The organism is Gordonia sp. L191 (assembly GCF_030077625.1).
Taxonomy (GTDB): domain Bacteria; phylum Actinomycetota; class Actinomycetes; order Mycobacteriales; family Mycobacteriaceae; genus Gordonia; species Gordonia polyisoprenivorans_A.
Map to the genome: position 1 here is coordinate 5,089,711 of NZ_CP125996.1, position 24,508 is coordinate 5,114,218.

Below are 24,508 nucleotides of genomic sequence, written 5' to 3' on the forward strand. Positions count from 1 at the left end.
GGTTTGCTGATCGGCATGACCCAGTTCACACCCAGCGCGCCACCGTCTCCGACGTGCGCCGATACGGCGATGAGGTGGCCCTGATGCACAGGATTGCCCTCATCGGAACCGGTGGGACAATCGCCTCCACTTCGACCTCAACCGGAGTCGTCGCCACCCGAACCGTCACCGACCTTCTCGGGACCACCGGACTCGCCGACGTGGAGGTCGAGTCGATCGATCTCATGACGGTCGGCTCCTACCGAATGACGCCTGCGCACCTACGCCGGATCAGCGACACCGTTGCCCAACTCCTCGAGCGCACCGAGAATCCCGTCGACGGCGTCGTCATCACCCACGGCACCGACACCATGGAGGAGACAGCCTTCCTCCTCGACCTGGTCCACGCCGACGCGCGACCGGTCGTCCTCACCGGCGCGCAACGCGCCAGCGATGCGCCGCACGGCGACGGTCCCCGGAATCTGGCCGACGCGGTCGCGGTGGCGGCCGACCCGCATGCCCGTAAGCTCGGCACGTTGGTCGTCTTCGCCGGACAGATCCTTCCCGCCGCCGGGACCCGCAAGCTCCGCACCCGCGCCCTCGACGCGTTCGGCTCCACCACGCGTGAGCCGCTGGGCGAGGTCGCCGACGGCAAGGTCGTCATCCGAGAAACGCCCACGCGACCCGCTGCGCTCCCCCGTCCCACCGACGCCTTCGACTCCACCCGCGTCGACATCATCGAGGTGTACCCCGGCGCCGATGCAACCCTGATCAACGCGGCGGTGGCCGCCGGTGCACGCGGAATCGTGCTGGCCGGCACCGGAATCGGCAACGCCAACCCGACGATCGTCGACACCTGCCGCCAACTCGCCGGTGACGGCATCCCGACGATTCTGGCCAGCCGGGTCCCGTTCGGCGAGGTCGCCGCCGTCTACGGGCACGGCGGCGGCACCGACATGGTGGCTGCCGGCGCGATCCTGTCCGGTTCACTGCCGGCCACCCAGGCACGCATCCTGCTCTCCCTGCTGCTGTCCCAATCATCGGACATCACAACCACTCTCACCCACATCATCGATACCTACACACCCACTCAGGAGGACTGACATGGCCAAGGACATCTTTGTCGCATTCGGGATCGACGTCGACGCCGTCGGCGGCTGGCTCGGCTCGTACGGCGGTGAGAACTCCCCGGGTGACATCTCCCGCGGTATCTTCGCCGGCGAGGTCGGGGTCCCGCGGCTCAACCAGCTGCTCGAACGCCATCAACTCCCGGCGACCTGGTTCTGGCCCGGCCACTCCATCGAGACGTTCCCCGAACAGTTCGACGCCGTGGTCGCCGCCGGACACGAGATCGGACTCCACGGTTACAGCCACGAGAATCCGATCGCGATGTCACGCGAGCAGGAGTCGGAGATCCTCGACCACTGCATCGACCTCATCGACACCCGTACCGGCAAGCGCCCCACCGGATATGTCGCACCGTGGTGGGAGTTCAGCAAGGTGACCAACGAACTGCTGATCGAGCGTGGCATCGCCTACGACCACTCCCTCATGCACCGCGATTTCGAGCCCTACTACGTGCGTGTCGGGGACTCGTGGACACCCATCGACTACGACCAGCCCGCCGCCACCTGGATGAAACCACTGCAGCGCGGTCAGGAGACCGACCTCGTCGAGATCCCGGCCAGCTGGTATCTCGACGACCTGCCTCCGATGATGTTCATCAAGGGCAGCCCCAACAGCCACGGATTCGTCAATCCACGGCACATCGAGGAGATGTGGCGCGATCAGTTCGACTGGGTGTATCGCGAGATGGATTATGCGGTCTTCACTTTCACCATTCATCCCGATGTGTCCGGCCGACCGCAGGTGCTGTTGATGCTCGAGCGACTGATCGAGCACATCAATGGCCACGACGGGGTCACCTGGACGACCTTCGACGCCATCGCCTCCGACTTCAAGTCCCGCCGGCCGCGCCAGAGCTGACCGGCAAAAGACCCGACGACGTGTCACCCCCTCCCCTCCGCTCTCACCCCCTTTGACGAGAAAGACCTTCAGATGCCCACCCAATCCTCCACGCAGCTCGGACTGCGCCGGGTGACCGGCCGAGAAACCCGCCGCGCCTCCGGAATCGCCTTCTTCGCCTGGACAATCGCCGTCTACGACTTCATCCTGTTCGGGACATTGCTCCCGCGAATCGAGGAGTCGTTCGGCTGGACCACCAGCCACGCCCTGCTCGTCTCCACCCTCGTCAGCGTCGGGACCGCGATCGTCGTGCTGCTCGTCGGGCCGATGGTCGACAAGCTGGGACGACGCAAGGGCATGATCATCTCCGTCGCCGGGACCGCCGCGTCGTCGGCCGCGACCGCTGCCACCTTCGGCGCCGGATCACTGATCGGTGTGCGCTCGATCAGCGGCCTCGGTCTGGCGGAGCAGTCGGTCAACGCCACCTACCTCAACGAACTCTATGAGCTGACCGAGGACGAGAAGATCAAGCGCCGCAAGGGCTTCGTCTACTCGATGGTGCAAACCGGATGGCCCGCGGGCGCGCTCATCGCAGCCGGTTTCGTCGCCATCGTGACCTCGATCTTCGGTGCCGACTCGTGGCGCATCGCGTTCCTCCTGGCCACCGTTCCCGCGGTGATCGTTGCCCTGATCTGCCGCTCGCTCAAGGAAAGTCCGCAGTTTGAGGCCCATCAGGCCATCAAGAAGCTGCGGGCGGACGGCCGCGACGAGGAAGCCGCAGCGCTGGCCACGGCCACCGCCACCGTCGAGCAGACCGCCGCGCCGTTCACACGGATCTTCCAGGGTAAGCACCTGCGCAACACCCTCGTACTCTCAGCGGCGTGGTTGCTCAATTGGTTTGGCATCCAGACGTTCTCCGTCCTCGGCACCACCGTGCTGGAGAAGGGCAAGGACATCGATGCCTCGAGCACCCTGCTCCTCGTCGTCGTCTCCAATCTCGTTGCCGTTGCCGGATATCTGGCCCACGGGTGGGCGGGTGACCGATTCGGGCGCCGCAACACCATCGCGGTCGGCTGGCTGCTCGCCGGAGTGTTCTTCGCGGCTATGCTGCTCGGTCCGTCCGGCCAGCTCTACGTCATGGTGACCTACATGATGGGCCTGTTCTTCCTCCTGGGACCGTACGCGGCCATCATGTTCTTCCAGGCCGAGTGCTTCGACACCGATTGCCGGGCAACAGGTTCGGCGTTCATCGGTGCGATGTCCCAGCCCGGGGCGATCATCTCGGGCTTCATCCTCACCGCCCTGACCGCGGCATCCATCGGCTACTCGACCGCGGCGCTCTGGGTGGGCGCGCTCGGCGCGGTGGCCTCCGGAGTGGTCGTTCTCGGTGCACGCAAGGTGTCGTCGCCGACTCCGGCGGTCGAGAACGCCGAGGTCACGTCATGAGTGAGAATCCCGTCGCGATGATCACCGGCGCGGCGTCCGGCATCGGGGCAGCGACATCGGTCTGCTTCGCCGAACGGGGGGTGCGCGTGGGTATCGGCACCTTCAGCGGCGATCCGCACGACCCCGAACACACTCAGCGTGCAGTACACGACGCCGGCGGTGAGGGACAGATCGTTGAGGTCGACGTCCGATCGACGGACTCGGTGAATGCGTTCGCCGAAAGCCTCGTCGCCGCCTGGGGTCGGCTCGACATCGTGGTGGCCAACGCCGGCATCCTACGGCAGGCCTCGTTCACGGACCTGCGCGACGAGCAGTGGCACGACCTCCTCGACGTCGACCTGCACGGTGTGATGCGCACGGCACGAGCAGGTTTGCGTCACATGGGTGCCGGCGGTTCGGTGACCGCGGTGTCGTCGATCGCCGGCGGTGTATACGGGTGGCAGGATCACGCCCACTACGCCACCGCCAAAGCCGGTGTCCTCGGGTTGATCCGCAGCATCGCCGTCGAATTCGGGCCCCGACAGATTCGGGCCAACGCCGTCATCCCGGGTCTGATCCGCACGCCACAGTCCTCCGACGCGATCAATTCGCTCGGTCCGGAAGGACTGGATCGAGCGGGCGATTACATCCCCTGGGGCCGAGTCGGGGATCCGCGTGAGGTCGCCGAGGTCATCGGCTTCCTGTCGAGTCCAGCGGCGTCGTACGTGAGCGGTCAGGCCATCGTCGTCGACGGCGCGCTGACCACCGCGATGCGCGACTGAGAGGAGCACGCAGATGTCTGACCTTCTGAAAGGCAAGCGCGCCTTGGTGACCGGCGGCGCATCAGGTATCGGCCTGGCGATCGGATCGGCATTCGTCGACTCCGGCGCCACCGTCGTGCTGGCCGACCGCAACCCGGTGGTCGCGACCGTTGCCTCCGAAATCGGTTCCGAGGGAGTCATTCTCGATGCGACGTCGGAGTCGGCAATCGTTGGCCTCGTGTCCGACATGGTGGCCCAGCTCGGTGGGATCGACATCCTGGTGTGTTCCCATGGAATTCTCACCCAGGCGCCGGCATCCGAGATGACGAGCGCCCAGTGGCGCGAGACGATCGACATCGATCTGACCAGTGTGTTCATGCTCAACCGGGCGGTGTTGCCGGCAATGGTGTCGCAGAAAGACGGCCGCATCATCAATGTCGCGTCGCAATTGGCGATCAAAGGTGGAGTGTCACTGGCGCACTACGCCGCCGCCAAAGCGGGCGTCATCGCGATGACCAAGTCCATCGCGCAGGAGGTCGCCGGCGACGGCGTGTTGGTCAATGCGATCGCGCCTGGACCCATCGAGACGCCCCTGGTCGACGGTATCGACGACGACTGGAAGCGAGCCAAGCGTGCCGAATTGCCGTTGGGCCGCTTCGGCACACCCGAGGAGGTGGCACCGACCGCGGTTCTGCTCGCGTCGAATCCGGGCGGGAATTTGTACGTCGGGCAGGTCCTGGGTCCCAACTCCGGAGACGTGATGCCCTGATGTGTGGTGGATGTGCCGGGGCGCCGGTGGACTGGGCCGCTCGCTGGGTGAGCGGGCCGCGTCGGCGGGCGGCGGTTGCCCGTCGGCTCGCGCCGCTGGCTCCCCGGCTGTCCATCAGGGTGATCACTCAGGGGTGGACGGTCGGCACCGCAACGGGAGCCACCCACGTGTGCCGGACCTACGACGACCTCGTCGCCACCGTCGCACTGCACAGCGGCCATCCCGTTGCTCACCTCGCCCAGGTCGGGTTGGGCCCGGACTGGGACGAGGCGAGAAGGGCCGATTTACCTCACCAGCGGTCGTAGGAGACGTTCACGTTCGGGTATCCGGTCTCGATGTGCGGGGCGTTGATGAAGTAGTGGCCGCCGCCGGAGGTTCCGGTCATCGCGGTGTTCACGTTGCCCGCCATGTTCTCGATCTCATAGGTGGCGCGCGGCCCGAAGGCACCGATCCGGTAGTTGACGAAGTTCGTCTCCTCCGGGCTGTTCGGGGCGTTGGAGACCACGATCTCCGAGGCTCCGGGAGCCAGTGTCTGCCGCGGGGCCTGCACCCACTGGCCGGTGCCGGCCGTGGCGCCGTCCAACCATTCGGTCTTGTCGGTGTGGTTGGTGATCGTCATCGCGATCGTGGGCTCACCGGGATGGGTCACCGGGACGGTGCCCGCGCTGGCCAGTCCGGCACCGCCCAGTGCCAGGCCGGTGGCAATGCCGATTCCGGCGATTCCGGCGAGTGCGCGGTTCTTCATGCTCTTCGAGATGTTCATGATGTTCCTCCTGTTCCGCGGGTCCTGGCCGGGAGTGGTCGGGGCTAGCGAAGTCGTTCGTTCTGACATCACTGACTTTGCCCGCCGAGCACCCGTTCCGAACCCCGCCGATCGGCGGATCCACCGGTGGATTCGTGCCTCCCCCGATCGGGGGAGGCACGAGTACGAATACAACTTCCACCGATGTGGTCCAAAACGCCCGATTTTCGGGGTCGGTGACGCGCTCACGTGGAATCTGTATTCGTATCGCGGACGTGTCAGGCCGACCAATCCTCGACAAGCGATCGGTCGTAGTCCGCGGCCGCGGCGGGAGCGCGCAGATGGTCACCGCGTCTGAGGATCGCCGCGAGGGTTTCGGCGACTTCGTCCCACGCGAACATCACGCGCTTGTAGGAGAACCGCAGCGGCAGGTAACCCAGCCGGTGCGCCATCTCGTCGCGGATGCGGTCTGCTTCACGCTGTTCCGGTGAGAGGTCATGGAATTCGATGCTGTCGAGTTCGATGATCAGTCGCTTGCCGACGACGAGATCGACCCGTCCGATTCCCTGAATGGTCACCTGCACGGCCACCGACAACCCCATCGCGAGCAGCCGCAGTCGCATGATGGATTCGGTCCCCGACTCAGCTCGATCGTCGCAGCGGTCCAGCAGTTTCCGCACACGTTCGGGAGCAGCCGCGAACACCTCCCGCAGATCGCACATCTCCGCGAGACCACGGTGAAGGATCGAGTCGCACACTGCGATGATCCCTTCGGTGTCCAGACACTTGATGGCATGGGCGAGAGCCATGAGGACGTCGTCGACGGGGTAGATCTCCGGGAGCGGACGGCCGTAGCGGCGACAGAAGCGGTTCGCCCGACCATTGCGATGCCCGGACTCCCGCGACCGCACGTGAACCCGATTCCCGTACGGCGGCACCCACACGTCGTGCAGGTCGAGCGCGGTCACACAACTGCACACCCCGTTGGCTGCAACAGCCTCCGCCACGCGGCTATCGGCGTACGGGGTCGCGTACCACCCGCGGCGAAGAGGACGCAGATCTCCGCTCTTGGCCATTCGAGTCACCTGTGATTGGCCCAGCCCGCGTCGGGTGAGTTCAGCGAACGAGAAGACACCGAACCAGCGGTCATCGGCGGCTGAGGTGAGATCAGCGGGACTCATGACCCGAGAGTGTGCCGTGCGATTGCCCGGATTCCGGGCCTCGATCGCGCTCCGCGGCGAATCTGTGGACAACCGCGGTACCCGACAGCCCGGGTGTGAATACAGCTTCCACCTGAGCGGACCACCGACCCCGATTTTCGGCCGTTTTCGCGCGATTCGGTGGAAGCTATATTCGTACCCCCCGCGTGCCCGGTCCCCAAGCCCCGGACACCCCGTTCACCCACCAAGCGCTCGCTTGGTTTGTTAGGTTCGGTCACGGCACAGTGATCGAGGAGCGCGAACACGAATGGGATTTCTCCAGCAGAACACCCCTGACATCGACTTTCCCACCTGGAGCCAGGGCAGCCGCGCCGAAAAGATCAAGCCGATGGCGCGGCACTGGGCCGAGGTCGGTTTCGGTACGCCGGTGGCGTTGCACTTGTTCTACGCCGGCAAGATCCTCGCCTACATCGTCATCGGCTGGGCGATCGTGGTGTCCACCCCCGGTATCCACGGCATCGTCGATGTCGCCTCCTGGTACAACGAGCCGATCGTCTTCCAGAAGGTCGTGCTCTACACGATGTTGTTCGAGGTCGTCGGATTCGGTTGCGGCTTCGGCCCTCTCAACAACCGCTTCTTCCCGCCGATGGGATCGATCCTCTACTGGTTGCGCCTCAAGACCATTCGCCAACCACCCTGGCCCCAGGTCCCCCTCACCGCCGGAGACACCCGCGGCCCCTTCGACGTCACCCTCTATGCGGCACTCCTGGTGATGATCGTGGTGGCACTCGCGAGCTCGGGGTCACGCTCGACCGGCGACCTGCACTCCGACGTCGGGGTCCTCCCGATCTGGCAGATCGCGACGATCATCGCGCTGCTCGCGGTCCTGGGCCTGCGCGACAAGACGGTCTTCCTCGCCGCCCGCGGCGAGGTGTACGGCGCGTTCTGCGTGACGTTCCTGTTCGTGGGCACCGACATGATCCTCGGCGCCAAACTCGTCTTCCTCGTCATCTGGGTCGGTGCGGCGACGAGCAAACTCAACAAGCACTTCCCATTCGTGATCGCCACGATGATGTCGAACAACCCGATCTGGCGGTCACCGACCATCAAACGCACGTTCTTCGAACACTTTCCTGACGACCTGCGTCCCGGACGACGCTCCCGCTGGATCGCACACGTGTCCACCGCGGTCGAGGGCTTGGTGCCGCTGGTGCTGTTCTTCTCCGGCGGCGGATGGCTCACCGCGGTTGCCGCCGCCGTCATGCTCGTCTTCCACTTCGGCATCCTCTCGTCGATCCCGATGGGCGTACCGCTGGAGTGGAACGTCTTCATGATGTTCGGGATCGTCGCCATCTTCGTCGGGCACCCCGGTATCGGTCTCGCCGATCTTCACTCCCCATGGCCGGTCGTACTGTTCTGCGTGTCGGCGGGCACCGTCATCCTGGGAAACCTGTTCCCGCGCAATGTGTCGTTCCTGCCCGGGATGCGTTACTACGCGGGCAACTGGGACACCTCGCTGTGGTGTGTGAAGCCGTCGGCGTCGGCGAAGATCGAGAGCGGCATCGTCGCCATCGCATCCATGCCGGCCGCGCAACTCGAACGGTTCTACGGCAGCCCGGAGGCCGCCCAGATCCCGCTGTACATGGGATATGCGTTCCGCGCGTTCAACAGTCACGGCAGGGCGCTGTTCACTCTCGCCCACCGGGCGATGGCACCGTACGACGAGACCGGTTACGTCCTCACCGATGGTGAACGCATCTGCAGCACCGCGATGGGCTGGAACTTCGGCGACGGCCACTTGTCCAACGAGCAGCTCATCGAATCCCTGCAACGCCGTTGCCATTTCGAGCCCGGCGAGGTCCGCATCGTCCTCCTCGACGCTCAACCCATCCAGCATCAGACCCAGCAGTACCGCCTCGTCGACGCCGCCACCGGCGAATTCGAACGTGGCTACGTCAACGTCGCCGACCTCGTCACCCGCCAACCCTGGGACGACGACGTGCCGGTCACCACGACCTGGCGGGCCACCAGCACATAGTCCGTTCAGCCCGTGATCCGTTCAGCCCGTAGTCCGTTCGGACGGTTACACCCGCTTTCACCCGAATGGCCGACAACGGTCGCCCCGATCCCTGCGCAATGTCCGGGAACGACCCGCTGTCCCTTCCACCACTTCGGGAGTCTTCGTGAATCGATTGAGAACCCTTGGCGCCGCGGCACTCTGCGCTGCCGCACTCGCGGTGACCCTGCCCGCCACGGCACATGCCGGCGGCACCAAGGATCCGCAGTACAGCCATCCGCCTGCCACGACGGCGCCGAGCACCGGTTGCTCGGATCGCGCGCCGTTCGTGGGCGACTGGGTCGGCTACGGGGCCAAGGAGATCGTCCTCGACAACAACGGCAGCGGCAAGATCACGTTCGGCGACAACACCGCCAACACCGAGACGTGGACGCTGACCTGGAATCCCCAGCGCGCCGATATCTTCCAGAAATGCGGAATCCTGACCACGATCGACCGCCCGATCAGCAAGACCGGCGCAGGCAGCAAGGGCGTGCTCGCCGCAGGCAAGCAGTATCACGCGATCATCGGGCAGCGCGGCGAACACAACGCACTGCTGCTCGCGGTCTATCCACAAGCGGACTCCGTCGTGTTCTGTCGCAAGGGTGAGGACCTCTCGACCTGCGGATGACCGACGGCGCACTCATCCCCGATACACGGTGTCGATCGTCAGCCGCTGCCCCCCGAGGTGAGGGGCACGCGGGCTGACGGTCACGTCGTACGCGCCCGGCGCACCGGGTGAGACGATGTCGGCGCCGGGCAGGCCGATGAATCCCGGTCCCGAGAAGTGGCGGGTGAAGGTCGCGGTGTGTCCGTCGGCACGGCTCGTGAAGACGAAATCGACGTCGAGAGAACACGATCCGACGCCGTGGAGGGTGCCGTTGGCGAAGAGGTCGGCTTCGTTGGGGTAGTGACTGACACCTGCGGTGAGGGTTCCCGCACACGCTCCGGTGCTCGCCAGCGTGTACAGGGTGGTGCTGGTGTTGCCGTCGTCGGCTGCGGCAGCACCGGTTCCGAGTGTCGTGGCGATGGCCGCGGTCGCGGCGATGGCTGCCCAGCGCGCGATCGTGCCCCGCGAAGTCGGTGATGGAGTCGATGTCATGGAGATCTCCTTCTCCCCGACTCGTGACTGTGTGGGGGATGTCGCTGCGGCCGGCCGGATCGTTACCGCTGCGAACATTCTCCCCCGTGGGAGCGCACCCGCACGCCGCTGCGCTCCCCGGCACCCCACACCCGGTGGCGTATAGTCCCAGGTAGCTGATTCGCACTCATACCCAACGTGGACGCGTGGTCGTGTGTTGGTCATCCGATGCGGGAAGACGCAAGTCAGGAATGTGCGCAGTGAATGCAACCACCGGCCGACCCTCGGTGACTCTCGGCCCCACGCGAGTCCGCTTGTGCAGCGACCCGAAAGCCGCGGTGGCCGGGGCCTGGTATCCCTACACCGTCCAGATCGCCGACGAGTTGAGCCGGTTGTCGACGGCGGTGGCGCCGGTCCTCGGGGAGATCACGGCGATCGAGGTCAATTGGCAGAGCTTCCGCCGGTATCCCGGTCTCGATTCCGCCGATGCGCCTGCGGTCCCGCCGCTGATGACACTGACGACACCCACGACGACGGCGACGCTACTGGTGATCCCGTCGCGCACCGGGTCGGCGCTGGCCGCGCTGCTGCTGCGTCTGGCCGGTCAGAGTGAGATCACCGACGGTCGCATCCATTCGCTGGATGCCCGTCGCGCCCAGCAGATCCTGGCGCGGGCCGGGCAGTATCTCGCAACCGCCTGACCCGCACGCACACTCAGGTCCGGGAGCGCTGCACCAGCCCGAGGATCCACAGCAGGATCACCGATCCGAGGATCGCGGTGAACAGCGTGAACCACCAGCCGCCCGACGCGGTGTCCACGAAGAAGCTCAACAGGAAGCCGCCGATCAGCGCGCCGACGATGCCGATCACGATGTTGAGCAGTAGGCCCGAGCCGCCGCCCTTCATGATCTTCCCGGCGATCCAGCCGGCGAGGGCGCCGATGATGATATAGCCGATCCAGCCGACGCTTGTGGTGGTCGACGATCGGGCGAGAATCTCGGTTGCCGCGAGTGTGGTCATCGTGAACTCCTCTGGTTGGCTCCGTTGCCTCTGAGGGCGACGGTAGTCCACACGGGGCGTCGTCGTGGCCGATCGCTGTGGGCCCAAAGCTCGGCACCCGACCGTCATCGTCGTAACCTCGGGCGATGACCTCCGAGTTCGCCCTGCTTGCCGAGATCGCCGACGAGGTCGGCCGCACCGAGCCGCTGCCGCAGGTCACCCGCGTCGACGCCGACGTCGCCGGGCAGCGGATCAGCGCGCTCGCGTGGACGCCCGCGTCACCACGGGTGGTGTTGCTGCACGGCGGCGGGCAGAACGCCCACACCTGGGACACGATGATGCTGCATCTCGACGTGCCCGCGCTCGCCGTCGACCTGCCCGGCCACGGGCATTCGTCGTGGCGCGACGACCACGACTATCGCCCGCACGTCAGTGCCGACACCCTCCTCCCGGTCCTGCGTAAACTCGCCCCCGATGCCGACCTCGTCGTCGGGATGTCGCTCGGCGGTTTGACGACGCTGCGGATCGCCGCGATTGCTCCCGACTCGGTACCGCGGGCCGTCCTCGTCGACGTCACCCCCGAATCACCGTGTCGCGCTGCCGATCTCACTGCCGCGGCGCGCGGCACGGTCGCGTTGATCGAAGGGCCGCAGGAGTTTTCGACACTCGAGGAGATCGTCGACCTCACCGCCGCCGCATCCCCGAATCGTTCCCGCGCATCGGTCCGTCGGGGCGTCATCCACAACACACGCCAACGCGACGACGGTGCGTGGGTGTGGCGTTACGACCGGATTCGCGAGGCACCCGATCCGGCGCCGATGTGGGACGACCTCGCCGCGGTACAGGCGCCACTGACCCTCGTCGAGGGCGGTCGCTCACCGTTCACCACCGACGACGACATCGCCCGCCTCCGTCGAATCCAGCCGTCCGCCCAGGTGATCACCGTCGCCGATGCGGGCCACTCGGTGCAGAGCGACGCGCCAGACCAGTTGGCGGAAATCATTCGCCGACAACTCGATTGAGCCTCCCCGCCCCGCTACTCCTCGTCACTCATCCCCCGACGTGACAGTTCGTTGGCGTCGGCCCATCCGACGATGTCGCCGCGATTGATGGCGACGGCGAGCAGGTCGGGGAAGGCATCGGGGGTGCAGGCGAAGGCCGGGATGCCCATGGCCGCCAGCGCCCCGGCGATCTCGCGGTCGAAAGCCGGTGCGCCCTCGTCGGATAACGCGAGCAGCACCACCACCTGCACGCCCGCGGCCTGCATGTGGGCGACCCGCTTGAGCATCTCGTCGCGCACGCCTCCCTCGTACAGGTCGGAGATGAGCACGAAGATGCTGTCGTTGGGCCGGGTGATCAGGTCCTGGCAGTAGGCGATGGCCCGGTTGATGTCGGTGCCACCGCCGAGCGCGGTTCCGAACAGCACGTCCACCGGGTCGTCGAGGTGGTCGGTGAGGTCGACGACCTCGGTGTCGAAGACCACCAGCGAGGTCCGCACCGACCGCATGGTCGCGATCACCGCTCCGAAGATCGACGCGTACACAATGGATCTCGCCATCGACCCGGACTGGTCGATCGAGAGGATGATGTCCTTGCTCACCACCTGGGCGCGCCGCCCGTGCCCGACGAGGCGTTCGGGAACGATGGTCTTCTGCTCCGGCAGGTAGTTGTGCAGGTTGCGTGCGATCGTGGCATTCCAGTCGATGTCACGCAGTTTCGGGCGGTGCACGTGGCTGGCACGATCCACCGCGGCACCGACGGCGCTGCGTGTGCGTTCGGCGATCCGCTTCTCGACCTCGTCGACGACCTTGCGTACCAACGCCCGCGCGGAAGCCTTGGAGCTCTCGGGGATCGCGCGGCCGAGACCGATCAGGGTGGTGACCATGTCGATGTCGGGTTCGACGCTGTCGATCAGTTCCGGTTCGGTGAGCAGCGCATGCAGGTTCAGCCGGGTCACGGCATCGTGTTGCATCACCTGAACGACGGTGGACGGAAAGTACTTTCGGATGTCACCGAGCCACCGCGCGACCGACGGCGCCGACGCCCCGAGCCCGCCACGTCTGTTGGTGGAGTCCGCGTCGTAGAGTGCGGCGAGTGCGCCGTCCATCTCGAGATCGGCGCCGCCGAGTCCGGCGAACTGTTCGGCGGCGGGTTCACCGAGGACGAGCCGCCATCGCCGGCCACGCTGATGCGCGCCGTCTTCCGCCGGGACTGTGGGCTGTTCGGTCATGGCAACCCCAGGAGTGCGGCGATCGTGGCCACCGCGGGCGCGGCGAGCTCGGCGTCGAAGGTGGTGGCGGCGTCGGCATTCTGGCTGAAATGGCCCTGATCGAGTGAGGCGACACGGTTGCCGATGTTGCGTCGCACCGATCGGTCGAACAGGCCGAAGGTTCTGCGCAGCAACGGGAGAACGTCGGTGAAGTCTTGTTCGGTCAGCCCGGTGAGCCAGCCGTCGAGGACTGCGAGCAATTCCCGGTCGTGTACCAGCAACAGTCCGCCGTCACCCAGGAAGCCGTCGATCCATTGGGCTTTCGCGGTCGGGGTGGCGCCGCTCGAGAGGGCGAACCGTACCCGGGCCGCAGCGTCGGCGGTGTCGATGTGGTCGCCGTCGAGCAGTAGTCGGGTCGCCCGGCCCACGAGGAGCCCGTTGACATCGGTGCGGTCGGCGATGATCCGCACCGCGGCGGTCCACCGGGTGCGGTCCTCGTCGGAGAGCAACGCGACCGTCTCGTGGACGGCGTCGAGGTGATCCTTGAGGGAGCGGGCGGCGTCGTCGTTGAGGTTGGAGACGGCGCCGGGGATGCCGATGCAGATACGCAGCAGCAACGACGAGGCGACCTCGCCGAGTGCGCCGGTGTCGGTGCCGCGGACATCCCCGTAGCGCCGGGCCCGTCCCAACGCCGGCAGTGCCGACATCAGTTGTGCCACATCGTGGTCGACGGCGACCCGGTCGGACAGTGCGGAAAGTACCGCGGGCACTGCGTCGACGAGCTCGGCGGGCAACGCTGCCTCGAGGGCGGCGGTGACGTCACCCAGGGACTCGCCGCGGGTGGCGCGGTCAATGATCTTTGCGGTGGCCGCGGCGCGCACCGTGGTTCCCCAGACCGATGCCATCACCACGTCGACGACGAACTCGGGTCGCCACGCCAGGGTCCATCCCTCTTTGAACGTGCCGGTTCCCCGCACCTCGGCGGGTGTTCCCCACGGGACGCCGAGGATCGCGAGGCGATGCAGCAGCAGGGATTTGGCCTTATCGGCGGGTTTGCGAAGATCGACGACGAGTTCCCGGGCGACCGGATCCATCTTCAGCCGAGCCGATTTCGCGGCGGCGGTCACGTCGGCCTGCAGGGGTACGACGGGCGCGTCGTCGGGGACGCCGCCGAGTCGCTCCCCGATCACCGCTTCGCGGTACATGAGGTCGGCGAGACCCGAATCACCCTGGCACATCACCGATAGCGTGGCCTCATTGATCTCGGCGAGTCCGGGTAGCGGGCGGTGGCGCATCAGTGCGAGCGCGTCGGCGAGGCGCGCGGTCTCGATGATGTGCGCCGACGACACGTCGATATCCTTGTCCCGCAGCAGGTTGGCTTGATGGATGAGCCAGCGCACCACGACGTCGTCGGTGGTGGCAAACAGATGGTGGTACCAGCCCGGTGAGATGACACCGGCGGCGTAGCCAGATGCGCTGGCGAGACGGGAGTGGGTCCACGGCACCCACGCCACCCGGCTGCGGACCTTGGGCATCCCCTTGAGCAGTCGGGTGTCGGCGACGGCGGGTGGGAGTTTCCCGGAGACCGCCGGGACATGCCATGCCCCGCAGACGATCACCACGCGCACCGTGCCGGGCGCCTTGAGTGTCTTCCGGAGCACCTGCCGCATGTGGGCCTCGCGACGTGCCTCGTGCAGGCGTTCGGGATTCGGCTCGCCGGCCTCGACGGGTGTCTCGTCGTCGCGCAGCGCGATCATGGCGTCGGCGATCGCCTCGAATCCGCCGGTTTCGCCACGGGTTTCGACGACGTCGTCCCACCAGCGTTCGGGATCGCTGTAGCCGGCCACGGCGGCGAGCCGCCCAATCGGATCAGCGGCGAGCCGGCCGATCGGGTCGGCGCGAGTGGGGTCGAACTCCTGGTCCCGCTCGACGGGTCCGGCGTGATGGGCCAGGACGAGGGAGGTCGGCAGGTCACAGAATTCGACGGGGACACCTGCCCGGGTGGCCCACCGCACCGCCTGCCATTCCGGGGAGAACTCGGCGAACGGCCAGAACGCGGCGCGGGACGGGTCGTCGGCGGCGTAGCCGAGTAACGCGACCGGCGGCGTCATGCCGGGATCGGCGATGGCGGTGATCAGGTCCGACGCGTCGGCCGGGCCCTCGATGAGCACGGCGTCGGGCCGGATGCGGTCGAGCTCACCGAGAACCGCTCGCGCCGAGCCGGGTCCGTGATGGCGGATGCCGAGCACGTAGGTGCCCGGGGCCACGACGGGCGCGTTGAGGTCCTCGGCGGTGGTGGGTGGCATGTGCTCAGCTCAGTGCCGATCGGGCGGCACGGTAGAAGTCGGCCCAATCGTCGCGTTCGCGCACAACGCTTTCCAGGTATTCGGTCCAGACGACGGCGTCGGCGGACGGGTCCTTGATGACCGCGCCCTGGATTCCGGCGGCGACGTCGGCGGGGCGCAGCACGCCGTCGCCGAAGTGCGCCGACATGGCGATGCCGTGGGTGATCACCGAGATGGCCTCCGCGGTCGAGAGGGTGCCGCTGGGTGTTTTGACCTTGGCGCGTCCGTCCTCGGTGACCCCGGACCGCAGTTCGCGGAAGACGGTCACCACGCGGCGGATCTCGTCGGCGGCGGTGGGCAGATCGGGCAGTTCCAGTGTTTTGCCCAGTGCGGCAACGCGTTGGGTGACGATCGAGACTTCTTCGTCGGCGCTGGCGGGCAGCGGCAGCACGACCGTGTTGAAGCGGCGGCGGAGCGCCGAGGAGAGGTCGTTGACGCCGCGGTCGCGGTCGTTGGCGGTGGCGATGACGCTGAATCCCTTGGTGGCCTGCACTTCCATGCCGAGTTCGGGGATCGGGAGCGTCTTCTCCGACAGGATGGTGATGAGTGCGTCCTGCACGTCGGAGGGGATGCGGGTCAGTTCTTCGAGGCGCGCGATCTTGCCCTGCTGCATGGCGATCATGATCGGCGAGGGCACCAGCGCCTCGGTCGACGGTCCTTCGGCGATGAGTCTGGCGTAGTTCCAGCCGTAGCGGATCGCTTCCTCCGGTGTGCCTGCGGTGCCTTGTACGAGCAGTGTCGAGGTTCCGCTGATGGCCGCGGAGAGATGTTCGGACACCCAGGTTTTGGCGGTGCCGGGTACGCCGAGGAGCAGCAGGGCGCGGTCGGTGGCCAGGGTCGCCACCGCCACTTCCATGATGCGACGGGGCCCGATGTACTTCGGGGTGATGACGGTGCCGTCGTCGAGGGTGCCGCCGAGCAGATAGGTGACGACCGCCGACGGCGACAGCAGCCAGCTGGCCGGTCGCGCGGCGGCATCGGTGCGGGCCAACGCTTCCAGCTCCGCGGCGTAGAGCTGCTCGGCGTGTGGGCGGAGGAGTTCGTTGTCGGTGGTCACTCAAGCTCCCTGTCTAGGACTGATCGGATCCGTAACGCCTCGGCGAGCGTGGCGAGTTGGGTGGTGACGACCGGATACGTCTCCCGCGCGGCGTCGACCGTCGCCCGCCAGGTATCGGTGGCGGGTAGTCCGGTTGCCAACATGCCGAACCAGGTGGCGGTGGCGCGCGGAATGAACTTCTGGCTCACCACCATCTTCAGGACAGCGGTGAATGCGCTGCGCGCCAGCGCTTCCGGCCACGGCGACGGCAGAGCACCGAGGGCGACGAGCTGCCGCTCCACCGTCAGCGCCGCGAATGTGTCGATGACGACCTGCCGATCCGCGAGCGACACCACCATGGGCAACGCTTCGCGTTGCGCGAGAAGCGCTGTGGCCCAGCGGGAGTCGGAAAAGGCGACGGCTGCCGTGCACAGTCCGTGGATCAGCCCGATCTCGTCGGGGTCGATCGCGGCGACGATCTCGTCGGGTGACAGCTCGAAGTACTCCTCCCACGATCGCGGCGGGATTCTCGAGACCAGTTGCGTCAGGACATGTCTGCCGACTCCGATACCGCGGGGCGCGGTCAGCGAGATCCCGTCGCGAGCCAGCGCGGGATCGGGTGCGGTGGGCAGGGTGACGCGCACGATGTGGCGGCGAACGAGCCCTCGTCGTTGGCTGCCGAGTTCGAGGAGAGCGCTCGCCGCAGCGATCAGGCGTTGCCGATGCGCCGACCCGTCGAGATGGTCGAGGATCTCCGCGGCACTGGCACGCACCTTGGCACGACGATCGTCAAGCGCGCGTTCGAGGAAGTCCTCGTCAGCGGCCGACAATCGGCGAGAGAGGATAGGCAGCAACAGTTCCCGGTCCGGTCCGCTCTCCGCCGCCCAGCCGGCCGCCAGGAGTTCTCGGGCGGCGTCGGGGTCACGCTCACGCAGTGCGGCGAGGTACGCCGCGCGGTCGGCGAGTTCGCCGTGGGTCCAGTCCGAGTCGTCGAGATCGTCGGTGACGATGAGGGTTGCGGCGTCGTCGAGAACCGCTTTCAGCTCGGGCGCGTGACGGGCGAGCCACCGGCCGCGGAAGCCGACGATCACGGTGATCGCCGGGCGGACGTCAGCGGATCGTGCGGTGCGTCGCAGCAGGTCGGGCAGCATCGACGGCGGTGGGCGCAGTCCCGATGCCGCGAGCCGGTGCAGGCACCACTGTGCCATGCCCGGCGACAGCTCGAGCGCACGCTCGGCGTACGCGGCGGCCAGTGCCGACATCGGAGGGCGCGGATCGTCGGGTTCCTCGGGAATGGCTGTGGCGCTGGTGGTCTCGCATCCGCTGGCGTTACGCGCTGCGGCGGTCAGTGCGGCCACCTGCAGACTGAGCACCGCCGGGTCGGCGATCTCGGCGGTGAGGTGTGCACCGATGAGCGGGTCGGCGCCGTCGACGCCGATCGGGCGGGTGCGCGCGCCCACCAGCGCCGCCGACACCACCTCGTCCCAGGTGCTCACAGTCCGATCACCGTGCCGTCCACCAGCACCGACGCCACGTCGAGTCCCTGCGGGCCGAGGTCACCGAACACAGCGACGTGTGCGCCGCCGGTGAGCGCGAGCAGCAGCGGCCACCGATCGGCGAGGCCGGTGAGCGGGACCGCGGTGGTGTCGGCGTCGATGAGCGCGGGCGTCGCGTCGTCGGTGCGGCCGAGCCGGACGGAGACGAGGACCGGCCAGGTCTGTGCCCACGGGTCGTCGGCGATCGCGCGGGCGCGGACGTGTCGGGCGGCGGTGAGGGTCATCGGCTCCAGTGTGCCGACGGGGTCGGCGGACGGTGCATCCGATGGTGGGGTGGTGTCGTCGTAGACGCATCGCAGGCGTGGCGTGCCCGGGTAGAAGTGCATGGTGGTGGCGATCGCCTCGCCGGTGACCGGTCGCAGTGGCAGGGTCGCGCCGGTGGGCGCGTAGTCGAGCACCATGCCGTAGCGGCGCGAGGTGGCGCCCCACAGCCAGATGCGTCGGCTCAGCAGGCCATCCTCGTCGGCGTCGCGGCGGCCCACGCACAACCAGGTGTCGGCGATCCCGTCGGCGGCGAGTACGTCAGCTTTGGCTGTCGGATAGCCGACGTGTCTGCGGACGGTGGCCGCGAGGTCGTCGGGGAGTTCGTCGAGGCGTTGGTGGGCGACGCTTAACGACCACAGGCGGCCCAGCTCTTCGAGGAGGCGGGCGGGCCAGTCGACCGCGGCGGAATCAACGCCGGAGAACAGCGCGGGCAGGCGTCGGACGCGGGTGGCCAGTCCGGGCGCCTGGGCGTCGACGAGCCGTGCGGCGACGGCGTCGAATCGTCGGTAGGCGTCGATCTCCGCACCGGCGAGGCCGTTGCCGACCTGATCGGTCAGCCACAGCTGTAGTTCGTCGATACCGGAGCGAACCCTTTCGACGCGCTGCGCGGCGGTCTTGGCGGCGCGGTCGGGATCTTTCGGCGCGGACGGTTCGGCGGATTTCTTGGTGGCACGGTCGGCGCGTCCGGCCCGCCATGCCGCGGCGTAGTCGGCGGGTTCGGCGGCGTCGGGGACCTCGTTCTGCGACCACAGCAACAGCAGTCCGAGTGCGTGTTTACACGGGAATTTGCGTGACGGACATGAGCATTTGTAGGCGGGCGCGCCGATGTCGACGATCGTTTGGTACGGCGTCTTTCCGCTTCCCTTGCACAGGCCCCAGACCAGGGTGTCGGTGGCGCCGGTGCCCGTCCACGGGGTGGGGGTGGCGAGTTTCTGGCCGGCCTTGACCGACGACGCGTCGGGTGCGAGCGCCAACACCTGATCCGCCGACCATCGCCCACCCATGGCAGACAATCAACCACAGTTCACTGACGTGCACCATGGGTGGTGGTCAGTGTCATCCGGGTGAGCGACCGTCGTCACTTCTCGGCCAACGCCGAGAGCACTGCGGCCACCCGACGCGCACGGGTCTCTTCCTTCTTCGCATCGGCGACCGAGCGCGCGTACTCCTTGCGGCGGCTGTAGGCCAGCGCGTCGAATACGGTTTTCGCGACAGGATCGGCGTCGAGCGCCTCGGCGAGCGCCGGTGGGATCTCCACCTCGCGCGGCGCGTCGTCGACGGCGATCGTGATGTCGACGGTGTCGCCAATGGCCACCCCGAGAGTGGTGCGGGCGGCCTTGCTGAATCCGATGAGGTTCTCCCCGCCCATGCGTGCCAGGCGCGCGCCGAGCGTCGCGTCGCCGATGCGCACAGTCACCGGGAAGGCCTTCTTGCCCGCCCCGAGTTCGGCGGCCTGCTCGTCGGTGAGGATCACCGCGGCGGCCGGGCCTCGCGGCTCCAATACCGTTGTGAGCATGAGCGTTTGTGCCATGATCGATCCTCCTCGATCGCCGGTGGGTTACCGGACGTCGATACCGAGTTCCTCGGCGTCGGACCCATGATGACAGAGATGCCGACCGGCGTCCGGCGCGTGGGCATAGCCTGGGCTTACCACGTCGTCGATCGCAGGGAGAGCACCGCATGTCCGAGCAGTTCGAGATCAGCCGCGTGATCCAGGCCGACCCGGCAACCATTTTCTCCGTCCTCACCTCGCCCGACGGGCACGTCACCATCGACAGTTCGGGGATGCTGCAGAGCGCCGAGGGCTCGCCGGTGTCGGCGGTGGGCGACGAGTTCGTCGTGCACATGGATCGCGAGTCACTCAACGATCTGCCGATGGGCAAGTACGACGTGCGGGTGATCATCACCGGCTTCGAGCAGGACCGGTGGATCGAGTGGACGATCGCCGGCACCGTCCGCCCGCCGCTGGATCACCGTTACGGCTATCGCCTGGAGGCCACCGACGACGGCACGCGGGTGACCACGTACTACGACTGGAGTCGCGTGACCAACGAGGACATCAAGGGCCGGTTCCCGATCATCCCCGAGGCCGGTCTGCGCGCCACGTTGGGGATTCTCGCGCGAACAGTGGAGTCGCACTGAACAATTCGCCGACAAGGGAGGCGTCATGAGCACGCTGACGATCACCCGCGAAGTCCTCGGCCCATGGTCGCTGGACACCAGCCGCGAGTTCTGGGAAGGATTCACCCCATCCGCGTTGCGCGGCACGCAGGAGCCGGGACGGTTGTCGACGGTGTTCCGGGTCGACGCCGACTGGTCGGCCGCACGGGTCACCGTGACCCAGCGTGGGCAGACCGCGGAGATCGAGGTGAGTGGCGACGGCGATCTCGACGCGGCCGCCGAGCAGACCGCACGGTTCCTCGCCCTCGACGTCGACGCCCGGGGGTGGCCCGCCGTCGGCGAGCGCGACCCGGTGATCGAACGCGCGCAGCGAGCGCTTCCGGGGTTGCGGCCCTGCGGTTTTCACTCCGCCTACGAGGCCGCCGCGTGGTCGGTGCTCTCGCAGCGGGTGCGCATCGCCCAGGCAGCGGCGACCCGTGCCGCCATCACCGACCGCTTCGGTGACGACGGCGCTTTTCCTGCGCCGGCGCGACTCGCCGACCTCGACATCGACCTCCCCGGCCGCAAACTCGAATACCTCCACGCTGTCGCCGACGCCGCCGAGCAGGGCGCACTCGACACCGCCGCGCTGCGGGCGATGGACCCACAGGACGCGATCACCGAGGTGCAACACATCAAGGGCATAGGGCCGTTCGCCGCCGAACTGATCGTGCTGCGCGGCGCCAACGCCCCCGACTACGTGCCCGCCAACGAACGCCGCCTCACCGCCGAGGTGGCGCAGTTGTACGGACCCGACGCCGTACTCGCCGAGATTGCGAACGCGTGGAAGCCTTTTCGGACGTGGGCGTCGGTGTATCTGCGGGCGCGGGCCGAAGGCGGGCATTCCGGGTGATGTTGTGCCCGGATTGCGGGCACAACATCACCCTGATGCGGTTTAGGTGGTGCCGCCACACGCGGCGACGGCACCCTCACCCGACTTCGTGTCGGTGGCAATCACTTTGCTGCCCTCTTTGATGGTGCAGGTGATGCTTCCCGAGTCGTCGACGCCGTTGCTGGCGGCCAGGCTCACGGGTTTGAGCGAGCCGGCGAACGAAACGTCCATCGTCCACGGCACCGACTCATTCTGCGCCTCGGAGACCGTGCCACCCGATGTCATGTACGCGATGAAGGCACTCGACCCGTCGCCGGTGACCTGGTAGGTCACCGTCACCGGCCCGTTGACCTTGTTCTCGACGTCCTTGCCGAAGCCGACGAGAGCGACGACGGCCACCACGACAACGATGATGAGGAGGATGATTCCGCCACCGAGAATCCACGGCCACACCGGACGCTTCTTCGGGGGCGGAAAGCCCGGGCCCTGGCCGGGTTGCGGATAGCCGGGCTGCTGGTAACCGGGCTGCGCGTTGCCGGGATATCCCTGTTGCGGGTAACCCTGCTGCGCATACCCCTGCTCGGGGTATCCGGGTTGTTGATAGCCCGGCGGCTGCGAATATCCAGGCTGCTGGGAGTACCCGGGTTGCTGCACCGGCTGACCCAGCTGCGTCGGCTGGTCGAACTGTGACGGGCCCTGATTCGGGTCGTTCCACGGATTCTGCGGGCCGGTCATAACGTTCCCTTCGCCTTCGACGAGCAGCGACGCCGCCGATGGAGGCGTCGTCGCGACACCGAGTTCGCCAGCTGAAGCGAGCGGGCTCGGCATATCTGTAGAGAGACTAAACCAGCGGGCCGTCCGGTCGGTGGTTTAGGTGCTTCAGCCGATCGACCACCGAGTGGTTCGCCATCCGTAGCACGTACTCGCCGCCCTACCATGCGTTCCATGTCGAACACCGGGTCGGCCGACCGACGGTCGCCGACCACTCGTCGTGGTGTCGCCTGGCCTCAGCCGAGACCGAAGGTGCTCCTGAGGTTCTGGTCGATGTGGTTGGTTGTCCTCGTCGTCGCGCTGATCGTCACGGCGGTCTGCGCCTCCGACGGGCTCGGCTATCCCCTCGTGTTGGTGCCGTTTCCCACGGTGCTGGTCGCGGCTCTCGTGATTCCGTGGCTCACGCCCTGGCTGTCGATCGAGGCGGCGTGGGTAACGCTCGTCGCCACGTCGTGGGCGGTGATGATCGCCGGCCTCGCGTGGTTCGGCATCGGATTCGCCGCCGGTTTCACCACATTCCTGTACGGCGTCGTCGTTCGCGGCCTGCTTGCACTGTATTTTCGCCGCCGTAATTTGTCGGTACCACCTGCGAAACTCAAGGCATGAATAGCAATCAACGAAAACGCAATCGCATAGTCATGACCAGCAGGCAGGACGCCGACGGCATGATGCTGCGGACGGTGACGCTCACCGAGGACGGTCAACTCAGGATCGAGGGCCACGATCTCGGCGCCGGCGTCGAGAAGGTGTTCCACTACAGCGAATACGAGTACGAACGCAGACTGTCCCCCGACGACGTCGCGCGTCTGCGAGAGCTCCTCGATCTCACCGACGAGGACGATCTTCTTGCCACGATCTCGGCGCGCTTCGACAGCAACCACGCCCTCGAGCAGTTCCTCACCGACAACGGCATCAAGGGCTCGTTCTGGAATCGGATCGGTGACTGACATGGCCGGGCGATAATCGCCACGCTTGCAGACCTTCTGTCGCGACACGAAGCAGGTATCCCCTGTCCCCCAACCGAAGTAGTCCACCCAAAGGACGTGAAATGTGCCAATCGTCCTGCGGCTAGGCTTCGGCTCGTGAAACGTACTTTTCTCGCGATCCTCGCTCTGATCGCTTTCCTGGCGCCGGTCTCGGTCTTCTCCTCGGCCGGCACGGCCCACGCAGACACCCCATCCAACGCGCGCTTCATCTCCCACAGCGATTGGGCCGGCTACGTCACGCTCCAGAAGGCCTACCTGTCGAGCAGTACCGTCACATTCTCCGTTCTGATCCAGGCGACCAAGGGCGAGATCCCGGTCAATCCGCTGTATTTCGTGGCCAAGGCCGACGACGGGACCACCTACGACGACGTCGAGTACAGCGACGATGCCACCACGCTGCATGCGGGTTATCTGTCCGCGGGCGAACAGGTGAAAGGCACTGTCGCCCTTGAGGTGGACGGCCCCGACCCGAGCGCACTGATCTATGAGGCCCCGCTCGGAGAAACGCTCGCGAAGTGGTCGATCACGTGGCGCAAGGTCAAGCCCAAGCCGGCACCGGCGCCGCCGTTCGGATCGTCCTCGTAATCACCGACGCGCGCCCATTGACAGTCTCGTCGGGGTGATCTCGACGAGGCTCGGCCCACGCTCATCACACGGTTGGCGCACAGGGTCGTCGAGCGTTCAGTCCCCCAGCCGATCCGACGCGTCGGATCGCGTGTCGCTGATGTGACGAGCCATGAGTTCTTTGGCGTCAGCCGAGCGGCGGTCGGCGATGGCCTCAACGATCGCGCGGTGCTCGGCGACCGAATGATCTTGCCGGGCACCGGCGGTGGGCAGATAGTAGAACCTGACCCGTTTGCTCAGGTCGGTGACCACCGACGACAAGACCGCGTTGTGCGCGCATGCGGCGACGGCGTCATGAAACAGCGCGTTGCACAGCGCCAGTTCCGAGTGCTCGACCGCCAGCAGCTGACGGTCGATGATCGCGGCGAGCTGCTCGAGCTCGTCGGTCGTTCGTCGTTGTGCAGCCAGCGACGCGGCCTGGCATTCGACGATGAGTCGCGTCTCGAAGAGATCCGTCAACTCATGAACGTCGCGCTCTCGCACGAACATCCCGCGATGATGTCTGCGGACAACCCAGCCGTCGGCTTCGAGAGCACGCAGCGCCTCGCGGACAGGTATGTGGCTGACACCGCGGGTCCGTGCGAGTTCGTCGGCATTGATCTTGCCGCCCGGCGCCCACCTCCCCGCAAGGATCTCCTCTTCGATGTGCGACCGGATGTCGTCCGCGGCCGACGCCGTGGGGCGATTCGTCATCGATGGCATACAGAGATCCTATAGCTCGGGCGCCGCTGTTGCTCGCCGCTCAGGAGACGCCAACACCAACGACTAACAGCAACTACACGACGGAC

General features: G+C 67.0%; 27 protein-coding genes. 15 read left to right on the plus strand and 12 right to left on the minus strand.

Features of this window, described 5'->3' with window-relative positions; genetic code table 11:
* Positions 1-83: 83 nt before the first annotated feature.
* The 6 genes from QNM97_RS22945 (at position 84) to QNM97_RS22970 (ending at position 5,204) form a co-directional block, all read left to right on the plus strand.
* Positions 84-1,082, plus strand: coding sequence for an asparaginase (locus QNM97_RS22945; RefSeq protein WP_283820469.1), 999 nt, complete (start codon positions 84-86; stop codon positions 1,080-1,082).
* Position 1,083: 1 nt separating this feature from the next.
* Positions 1,084-1,965, plus strand: a complete 882-nt coding sequence (locus QNM97_RS22950; RefSeq protein WP_006369015.1) for a polysaccharide deacetylase family protein — start codon at positions 1,084-1,086, stop codon at positions 1,963-1,965.
* Positions 1,966-2,037: 72 nt separating this feature from the next.
* Positions 2,038-3,390, plus strand: a complete 1,353-nt coding sequence (locus QNM97_RS22955) for an MFS transporter (protein ID WP_283820470.1) — start codon at positions 2,038-2,040, stop codon at positions 3,388-3,390.
* Positions 3,387-4,151: an SDR family NAD(P)-dependent oxidoreductase gene (locus QNM97_RS22960; protein WP_283820471.1), complete on the plus strand. Its 765-nt coding sequence runs from the start codon at positions 3,387-3,389 to the stop codon at positions 4,149-4,151. The genes QNM97_RS22955 and QNM97_RS22960 overlap by 4 nt, the downstream gene beginning before the upstream one ends.
* A 13-nt stretch (positions 4,152-4,164) precedes the next feature.
* Positions 4,165-4,899, plus strand: a complete 735-nt coding sequence (locus QNM97_RS22965) for an SDR family NAD(P)-dependent oxidoreductase (protein ID WP_208793529.1) — start codon at positions 4,165-4,167, stop codon at positions 4,897-4,899.
* 47 nt (positions 4,900-4,946) lie between these two features.
* On the plus strand, positions 4,947-5,204 hold the full coding sequence (locus QNM97_RS22970; RefSeq protein ID WP_283820472.1) for a hypothetical protein: 258 nt from the start codon (positions 4,947-4,949) through the stop codon (positions 5,202-5,204).
* Here QNM97_RS22970 and QNM97_RS22975 read toward each other — a convergent pair.
* Together QNM97_RS22975 and QNM97_RS22980 are read right to left on the minus strand one after the other, a co-directional pair.
* On the minus strand, positions 5,189-5,662 hold the full coding sequence (locus QNM97_RS22975; RefSeq protein ID WP_283820473.1) for a hypothetical protein: 474 nt from the start codon (positions 5,660-5,662) through the stop codon (positions 5,189-5,191). The genes QNM97_RS22970 and QNM97_RS22975 overlap by 16 nt on opposite strands.
* A 257-nt stretch (positions 5,663-5,919) precedes the next feature.
* Positions 5,920-6,822, minus strand: a complete 903-nt coding sequence (locus QNM97_RS22980) for a type IV toxin-antitoxin system AbiEi family antitoxin domain-containing protein (protein ID WP_283820474.1) — start codon at positions 6,820-6,822, stop codon at positions 5,920-5,922.
* A gap of 286 nt (positions 6,823-7,108) precedes the next feature.
* Here QNM97_RS22980 and QNM97_RS22985 point away from each other — a divergent pair, with 286 nt between their 5' ends.
* Positions 7,109-8,839 (plus strand): DUF3556 domain-containing protein, encoded by a 1,731-nt coding sequence (locus QNM97_RS22985; RefSeq protein ID WP_283820475.1) that lies wholly within the window; start codon positions 7,109-7,111, stop codon positions 8,837-8,839.
* 145 nt (positions 8,840-8,984) lie between these two features.
* Positions 8,985-9,488, plus strand: a complete 504-nt coding sequence (locus QNM97_RS22990) for a hypothetical protein (RefSeq protein WP_283820476.1) — start codon at positions 8,985-8,987, stop codon at positions 9,486-9,488.
* A gap of 12 nt (positions 9,489-9,500) precedes the next feature.
* On the opposite strand, the gene QNM97_RS22995 is transcribed toward QNM97_RS22990, so the two are convergent.
* On the minus strand, positions 9,501-9,959 hold the full coding sequence (locus QNM97_RS22995; protein WP_283820477.1) for a hypothetical protein: 459 nt from the start codon (positions 9,957-9,959) through the stop codon (positions 9,501-9,503).
* Positions 9,960-10,198: 239 nt separating this feature from the next.
* Here QNM97_RS22995 and QNM97_RS23000 point away from each other — a divergent pair, with 239 nt between their 5' ends.
* Positions 10,199-10,639 carry a DUF5994 family protein gene (locus QNM97_RS23000; protein ID WP_283820478.1) on the plus strand — a complete coding sequence of 147 codons (441 nt, stop codon included), beginning with the start codon at positions 10,199-10,201 and terminating at the stop codon, positions 10,637-10,639.
* Positions 10,640-10,652: 13 nt separating this feature from the next.
* On the opposite strand, the gene QNM97_RS23005 is transcribed toward QNM97_RS23000, so the two are convergent.
* Positions 10,653-10,958: a GlsB/YeaQ/YmgE family stress response membrane protein gene (locus tag QNM97_RS23005; RefSeq protein ID WP_006369004.1), complete on the minus strand. Its 306-nt coding sequence runs from the start codon at positions 10,956-10,958 to the stop codon at positions 10,653-10,655.
* 125 nt (positions 10,959-11,083) lie between these two features.
* Here QNM97_RS23005 and QNM97_RS23010 point away from each other — a divergent pair, with 125 nt between their 5' ends.
* Complete coding sequence (locus QNM97_RS23010) at positions 11,084-11,959, plus strand: alpha/beta fold hydrolase (RefSeq protein WP_283820479.1); 876 nt, start codon at positions 11,084-11,086, stop codon at positions 11,957-11,959.
* 14 nt (positions 11,960-11,973) lie between these two features.
* Here the strand turns inward: QNM97_RS23010 and QNM97_RS23015 are convergent, their stop codons facing one another.
* From QNM97_RS23015 to QNM97_RS23040, 6 genes are all read right to left on the minus strand, one after another.
* On the minus strand, positions 11,974-13,167 hold the full coding sequence (locus QNM97_RS23015; RefSeq protein WP_283820480.1) for a VWA domain-containing protein: 1,194 nt from the start codon (positions 13,165-13,167) through the stop codon (positions 11,974-11,976).
* A complete protein-coding gene (locus QNM97_RS23020; protein WP_283820481.1) occupies positions 13,164-15,452 on the minus strand; it encodes a DUF5682 family protein in 2,289 nt (762 codons plus the stop codon). Before QNM97_RS23020 ends, QNM97_RS23015 begins: the two co-directional genes overlap by 4 nt.
* 4 nt (positions 15,453-15,456) lie before the next feature.
* Entirely contained in the window at positions 15,457-16,548 is a 1,092-nt protein-coding gene (locus QNM97_RS23025; protein ID WP_283820482.1) for an ATP-binding protein, read from the minus strand.
* Positions 16,545-18,023, minus strand: a complete 1,479-nt coding sequence (locus QNM97_RS23030; RefSeq protein ID WP_283820483.1) for a DUF5691 domain-containing protein — start codon at positions 18,021-18,023, stop codon at positions 16,545-16,547. The genes QNM97_RS23025 and QNM97_RS23030 overlap by 4 nt, the downstream gene beginning before the upstream one ends.
* Positions 18,020-19,351, minus strand: a complete 1,332-nt coding sequence (locus QNM97_RS23035; protein ID WP_283823300.1) for an SWIM zinc finger family protein — start codon at positions 19,349-19,351, stop codon at positions 18,020-18,022. The genes QNM97_RS23030 and QNM97_RS23035 overlap by 4 nt, the downstream gene beginning before the upstream one ends.
* 74 nt (positions 19,352-19,425) lie before the next feature.
* Positions 19,426-19,878, minus strand: a complete 453-nt coding sequence (locus tag QNM97_RS23040) for a YdeI/OmpD-associated family protein (RefSeq protein WP_283820484.1) — start codon at positions 19,876-19,878, stop codon at positions 19,426-19,428.
* A 149-nt stretch (positions 19,879-20,027) separates the two neighbouring features.
* On the opposite strand from QNM97_RS23040, the gene QNM97_RS23045 reads away from it, so the two are divergent.
* Together QNM97_RS23045 and QNM97_RS23050 are read left to right on the plus strand one after the other, a co-directional pair.
* Complete coding sequence (locus tag QNM97_RS23045) at positions 20,028-20,489, plus strand: SRPBCC family protein (protein ID WP_208793510.1); 462 nt, start codon at positions 20,028-20,030, stop codon at positions 20,487-20,489.
* 25 nt (positions 20,490-20,514) lie between these two features.
* Positions 20,515-21,360, plus strand: coding sequence for a DNA-3-methyladenine glycosylase family protein (locus tag QNM97_RS23050; protein WP_283820485.1), 846 nt, complete (start codon positions 20,515-20,517; stop codon positions 21,358-21,360).
* 42 nt (positions 21,361-21,402) lie between these two features.
* On the opposite strand, the gene QNM97_RS23055 is transcribed toward QNM97_RS23050, so the two are convergent.
* Entirely contained in the window at positions 21,403-22,074 is a 672-nt protein-coding gene (locus QNM97_RS23055; protein WP_283820486.1) for a hypothetical protein, read from the minus strand.
* Between the two features lie 309 nt (positions 22,075-22,383).
* Between QNM97_RS23055 and QNM97_RS23060 the strand changes: the two genes are divergently transcribed.
* From QNM97_RS23060 to QNM97_RS23070, 3 genes are all read left to right on the plus strand, one after another.
* Positions 22,384-22,716, plus strand: coding sequence for a hypothetical protein (locus QNM97_RS23060; protein WP_283820487.1), 333 nt, complete (start codon positions 22,384-22,386; stop codon positions 22,714-22,716).
* A gap of 32 nt (positions 22,717-22,748) precedes the next feature.
* Positions 22,749-23,057, plus strand: coding sequence for a hypothetical protein (locus QNM97_RS23065; protein WP_283820488.1), 309 nt, complete (start codon positions 22,749-22,751; stop codon positions 23,055-23,057).
* A gap of 135 nt (positions 23,058-23,192) precedes the next feature.
* Entirely contained in the window at positions 23,193-23,681 is a 489-nt protein-coding gene (locus tag QNM97_RS23070) for a DUF1942 domain-containing protein (protein WP_283820489.1), read from the plus strand.
* Positions 23,682-23,777: 96 nt separating this feature from the next.
* Here the strand turns inward: QNM97_RS23070 and QNM97_RS23075 are convergent, their stop codons facing one another.
* Positions 23,778-24,422, minus strand: coding sequence for a GntR family transcriptional regulator (locus tag QNM97_RS23075; RefSeq protein WP_283820490.1), 645 nt, complete (start codon positions 24,420-24,422; stop codon positions 23,778-23,780).
* Between the last annotated feature and the right edge of the window lie 86 nt (positions 24,423-24,508).

Coding starts and splice junctions, on each gene's coding strand:
- QNM97_RS22945 (WP_283820469.1), top strand. CDS start 84: ATGCACAGGATTGCCCTCATCGGAACCGGTGGGACAATCGCCTCCACT.
- QNM97_RS22950 (WP_006369015.1), top strand. CDS start 1,084: ATGGCCAAGGACATCTTTGTCGCATTCGGGATCGACGTCGACGCCGTC.
- QNM97_RS22955 (WP_283820470.1), top strand. CDS start 2,038: ATGCCCACCCAATCCTCCACGCAGCTCGGACTGCGCCGGGTGACCGGC.
- QNM97_RS22960 (WP_283820471.1), top strand. CDS start 3,387: ATGAGTGAGAATCCCGTCGCGATGATCACCGGCGCGGCGTCCGGCATC.
- QNM97_RS22965 (WP_208793529.1), top strand. CDS start 4,165: ATGTCTGACCTTCTGAAAGGCAAGCGCGCCTTGGTGACCGGCGGCGCA.
- QNM97_RS22975 (WP_283820473.1), bottom strand. CDS start 5,662: ATGAACATCTCGAAGAGCATGAAGAACCGCGCACTCGCCGGAATCGCC.
- QNM97_RS22980 (WP_283820474.1), bottom strand. CDS start 6,822: ATGAGTCCCGCTGATCTCACCTCAGCCGCCGATGACCGCTGGTTCGGT.
- QNM97_RS22985 (WP_283820475.1), top strand. CDS start 7,109: ATGGGATTTCTCCAGCAGAACACCCCTGACATCGACTTTCCCACCTGG.
- QNM97_RS22995 (WP_283820477.1), bottom strand. CDS start 9,959: ATGACATCGACTCCATCACCGACTTCGCGGGGCACGATCGCGCGCTGG.
- QNM97_RS23005 (WP_006369004.1), bottom strand. CDS start 10,958: ATGACCACACTCGCGGCAACCGAGATTCTCGCCCGATCGTCGACCACC.
- QNM97_RS23010 (WP_283820479.1), top strand. CDS start 11,084: ATGACCTCCGAGTTCGCCCTGCTTGCCGAGATCGCCGACGAGGTCGGC.
- QNM97_RS23015 (WP_283820480.1), bottom strand. CDS start 13,167: ATGACCGAACAGCCCACAGTCCCGGCGGAAGACGGCGCGCATCAGCGT.
- QNM97_RS23020 (WP_283820481.1), bottom strand. CDS start 15,452: ATGCCACCCACCACCGCCGAGGACCTCAACGCGCCCGTCGTGGCCCCG.
- QNM97_RS23035 (WP_283823300.1), bottom strand. CDS start 19,351: ATGGGTGGGCGATGGTCGGCGGATCAGGTGTTGGCGCTCGCACCCGAC.
- QNM97_RS23040 (WP_283820484.1), bottom strand. CDS start 19,878: ATGGCACAAACGCTCATGCTCACAACGGTATTGGAGCCGCGAGGCCCG.
- QNM97_RS23045 (WP_208793510.1), top strand. CDS start 20,028: ATGTCCGAGCAGTTCGAGATCAGCCGCGTGATCCAGGCCGACCCGGCA.
- QNM97_RS23050 (WP_283820485.1), top strand. CDS start 20,515: ATGAGCACGCTGACGATCACCCGCGAAGTCCTCGGCCCATGGTCGCTG.
- QNM97_RS23055 (WP_283820486.1), bottom strand. CDS start 22,074: ATGACCGGCCCGCAGAATCCGTGGAACGACCCGAATCAGGGCCCGTCA.
- QNM97_RS23060 (WP_283820487.1), top strand. CDS start 22,384: ATGTGGTTGGTTGTCCTCGTCGTCGCGCTGATCGTCACGGCGGTCTGC.
- QNM97_RS23065 (WP_283820488.1), top strand. CDS start 22,749: ATGACCAGCAGGCAGGACGCCGACGGCATGATGCTGCGGACGGTGACG.
- QNM97_RS23075 (WP_283820490.1), bottom strand. CDS start 24,422: ATGCCATCGATGACGAATCGCCCCACGGCGTCGGCCGCGGACGACATC.